Source organism: Acinetobacter sp. YH16032, from assembly GCF_013417345.1.
GTDB lineage: Bacteria > Pseudomonadota > Gammaproteobacteria > Pseudomonadales > Moraxellaceae > Acinetobacter.
This window is the reverse complement of record NZ_VPEE01000081.1, coordinates 1-3,731: the sequence shown is the minus strand read 5'-3', so window position 1 is coordinate 3,731 and position 3,731 is coordinate 1. Positions and strand designations below refer to the sequence as shown.

The window sequence follows — 3,731 nt, the reverse complement described above, 5'->3', positions numbered from 1 at the left end:
CGCGTAAGTGCCTCCATCCGTGTTCCGATTCCCTGGTGCTTCCTCGCTCATTCGCTCGCTACGCTCGGTCATGAGACTGCGGCGAGCACTACCAGCGCAATCATGCGGAAAACAGCACCATTGCTGGGCTGAAAGGAGAAAACCGCCGGAAAGCCCTCAGCTCAAAAAGACGCCGAAAAGGCGCTGTTATCTGATATAGGCTATTTGTGCATTGCCCAATTACGGATCGTATTACGATGTACATTCAGCATCGCCGCAATAGCTTTCTGAGAATATCCATTCTCCAGCATACATAGCGCCATGAAACGCTTGTCATCGTAGGCTTCGCCTTTAGCGATACCACCTTTCCGGCCTCTCTTGGCCTGTATTTCTGGGGTGTGCGTATCAGCCACATACTGTGCGAAAGTTTCCGGCGTGAAGTTCCTGTGCGTGTATTTCGCAATGCTCTTGCCAATAGCCCGACATTCAGGCGGAGAAAGCGGAACGGGAAGCGATGCGTTGTACATTTCGACACGCTGAATCACGGCATCAAGCCACTGTGAGAATGCTGGCCAGCCCTGACGAATCGCCCTGTAAGCCCATTTGCGCGTCATTTCGAACAGATGGCAGTTTCGCCCCATCCCGTAATGTTTATCGATGCTACGGCGCGCTGAGGCGCTCAAATCGAGATAATCAGCCAGTTCATCGAGGGTATAGGCCTCCTCGCGCCACTCCATCACCTGCCATTCCAGGTGGAACGGATTTTTGCAAATCAGTCCGCTGTAGTTCACATCTGCACAAAGTTTCTCACACAGCGAACGTTCAATCGCAGCGGCGTATTTCAGCGCCTTAACCGAGCTGTCCGGCGCGGTTCTCACGGCGATATTGAGTGCGTAGAGCAGGTGAGCATGACCGTTCACAGGATTTTTTACGGTGATGTTCGGCGCGGGAGCGTTCCGGTCGCTCCAGTCAATCGCAGCTCCTACACGGTCAACGTCAAAAACCAGCCAGAACTGCGCATGAGGCTGGTTCTGCTGGATGTACCGCGCAAGAAGCGCACGCCCTTTGCCGGAGATGCGAAGACCAAAAGCGAGATCATCCGTGTGATAGGGACGGTGGGGTAAATTTTCTTCGAAGTATTGAAGCGCGGCGCTCATGTGTTACGATTCCTTCCAGGTTATCGACCGACATCGCCCCTGTATTTTCGTGAAAGTCTTGGCGGATAGACACGAATTTCAGGGGCGTTTGTTTTTCAGTCGCTTACACTACCCCCAACAACAAAACCTGTCGAGCCTTCCCGCAAAAACGATCCATTTACCATAACTCCTGTTGTACGAACCCCTTAAAACGCTCTCAATCGCTTTCTGACGCAAAAAACGCAAAAATACAAGGAAACACCAGGGCAACCCCGAAAAATGCGTCAGAATTATTTTTATGGGGCTGCATAACTATGCACAAAAGTGATTCGCGAACAGTTTCAACCGTTCAGAAGGGCGAATGGGTCAAAACAGCAAATTTTCTCATCCATATCCTTGCATAGATGGATAAAACAGTTCGATATCAGCATCAGACACAATAATTGCCATAGTTCATCCCACCCTCTCTCCAAAGCAACATGACTAAAAAACAGTCTTGGGATAGTTTGTTTTCTGAGCTCCATGTACCCCACCTTTTTAGGAAATCGCTTAAAAGGTTTAGTCTCACAACAACCTGAACACAGCTCTAGATAACATTTATCGAATACAATAAAATACCACTTATAAAATAGGTGGTTTATTTATAAGTAATATTTCTTGACAATATAGGTTCTTAAAATGGAATATATTGATAAATCGACACTAAACAGCAAAGAAAAAATTAGACAAGCAATCGAAAAGAAAATAAGGGAAATAAAAGGTTACACGCCACGAGTCGGTATTTTTGGATCAACTGGCGTAGGTAAATCATCATTATGCAATGCATTATTTGGTCGTGATGTAGCCCCAGTCAGTAACGTCGCTGCTTGCACAAGAGAGATTCAAGAAATTCATATCAAGCCAGAAGATGGAAATGAGGGAGGACTTACGATAATAGACTTTCCTGGTGTTGGTGAAACCTTGGAAAGAGACAAAGAATATTATAATCTATACAAAGAGAATGTTGCAAAGTTAGACCTAGTTGTATGGGTAATAAAGTCTGATGAAAGGGCTTACGCAATTTCTCAAAAGGTATATAACGATATATTGCTACCTAATATAAAAAAATGTCCTGTTGTATTTTTCATAAACCAAATAGATAAAATAGAACCAACAGAAGACGATGAAGGTGAACTTCTTTGGGATAAAAAGAAAAACGAGCCGACAAAAGAGCAGTTAGCTAGTGTAAATGAGAAAATACTAGAAGTAAGTACTGCCTTTTCTGTTCCTGCTTCATACATTATACCTACATCAGTCAAAAGAAAGTTTAATATTTCTAAAGCAATGGAGACAATAATAGACATCCTCCCAAAGGAGAAAAAATATGCTCTCTATCGCGAAGCAGGAGAAGAAATAAAAACAGAAAAAATGGCAGAAAGCGCAGAAAAGGGCGTATGGGACACCATTAAAGAATGGACAGGTGAAGCCTGGGATAACGTAAAGGATGTAGTTGTTGAAGTAGTAGCTGCAACTGTTGTTGCTGCAGGTAAGAAAATACTATCAAAACTTAAATTCTGGTAATTCATTAAGATTCAGGATGATTACTATCCTGAATCTTAGTTATCAACGTTTCTTTTTCCAAGATCGGTTTTATCCGATGTGAACAGCGAACAATTCAAACACCTCACAGAGCGCGTCAGTTTTTCCGGCTCTTACCCGTGACAGTTTTCTCCGCCAGTTTATCTTCCAGTGTCACAACTTTCTGATACAGCCGCCTGCCAGAAATGGGAAGGATTATCCCTGGCCCATTCCGGCATGTTTCCGTGCTCCGTGTATTCCAGATCTTTCCGTTTCGCATACTCCCCTTTGCGCTCGATGTAATCGGCGTGGTTTGCAGCCTGTCCCTTGCCTCCAAATTTAACGCTGAGGTGATAGGTTGCCACGGTTTCAGCCCTCCGCAGGAGCGCACTGTTTCTCGACGAAGGAGAGAAACATATAAGTGCGCTTCCTTCTAATTTCACGAATTAGAAGGAAGATACCCCCCTGCACCCACCGACCGCAAGCGATATACTGCACGACCACAACACACCGCAAAAAACACCAGGGAGCACCACGAACATGCGCATCAGCAACATCGAATGGCTGAAGAAACGGATCGGATTCATCAGGAAGCTCGGAGAACAGACCGCACGACAGAGACAGATTATTGACCTGCTCGACAACGAAGCAGGACTCACAGAACAGGAACGCAAACTCCTCCACGTACTGGCAACAGCGGAAAAAAACGACTTACAGGCACAGGAGAGCGAACGAAAACAGGCGGTCCAAAAACGAATCGAGGGAAAAAAACAACGACGAGAACGCAATCACCGGCTCTTTCTCGCGGCTGGGCTACTGATCGAAGCAGGACTGGTAGACACAAAAACAGGCGAGCTATGCTATAAAAAAGACAGGATATTACAGGCACTTAAGGAACTTAAGTACGATCTGGAGACATCCCCAAACCCAGACGCGTAAGTGCCTCCATCCGTGTTCCGATTCCCTGGTGCTTCCTCGCTCATTCGCTCGCTACGCTCGGTCATGAGACTGCGGCGAGCACTACCAGCGCAATCATGCGGAAAACAGCACCATTGCTGG

Annotated in this window: 3 protein-coding genes and 1 pseudogene; 2 read left to right on the top strand and 2 right to left on the bottom strand. The window is 46.1% G+C overall.

The window, feature by feature from the left end; translation table 11 throughout:
• Window positions 1-200: 200 nt before the first annotated feature.
• Window positions 201-1,136 carry a replication initiation protein gene (locus FTV32_RS16035; RefSeq protein ID WP_031612480.1) on the bottom strand — a complete coding sequence of 312 codons (936 nt, stop codon included), beginning with the start codon at window positions 1,134-1,136 and terminating at the stop codon, window positions 201-203.
• A gap of 657 nt (window positions 1,137-1,793) precedes the next feature.
• Here FTV32_RS16035 and FTV32_RS16030 point away from each other — a divergent pair.
• Entirely contained in the window at window positions 1,794-2,675 is an 882-nt protein-coding gene (locus FTV32_RS16030) for a GTPase family protein (protein WP_031612478.1), read from the top strand.
• A gap of 188 nt (window positions 2,676-2,863) precedes the next feature.
• Here the strand turns inward: FTV32_RS16030 and FTV32_RS16025 are convergent.
• Window positions 2,864-3,037: pseudogene (locus tag FTV32_RS16025) on the bottom strand (mobilization protein); the annotation flags it as partial.
• A 175-nt stretch (window positions 3,038-3,212) separates the two neighbouring features.
• Between FTV32_RS16025 and FTV32_RS16020 the strand changes: the two are divergent.
• A complete protein-coding gene (locus tag FTV32_RS16020; protein WP_001560793.1) occupies window positions 3,213-3,611 on the top strand; it encodes a hypothetical protein in 399 nt (132 codons plus the stop codon).
• Window positions 3,612-3,731: the final 120 nt, after the last annotated feature.

Bases quoted from the DNA above. Each gene is read 5' to 3' on its own strand.
- FTV32_RS16020 (WP_001560793.1), top strand. From the start codon at position 3,213: ATGCGCATCAGCAACATCGAATGGCTGAAGAAACGGATCGGATTCATC.
- FTV32_RS16030 (WP_031612478.1), top strand. From the start codon at position 1,794: ATGGAATATATTGATAAATCGACACTAAACAGCAAAGAAAAAATTAGA.
- FTV32_RS16035 (WP_031612480.1), bottom strand. From the start codon at position 1,136: ATGAGCGCCGCGCTTCAATACTTCGAAGAAAATTTACCCCACCGTCCC.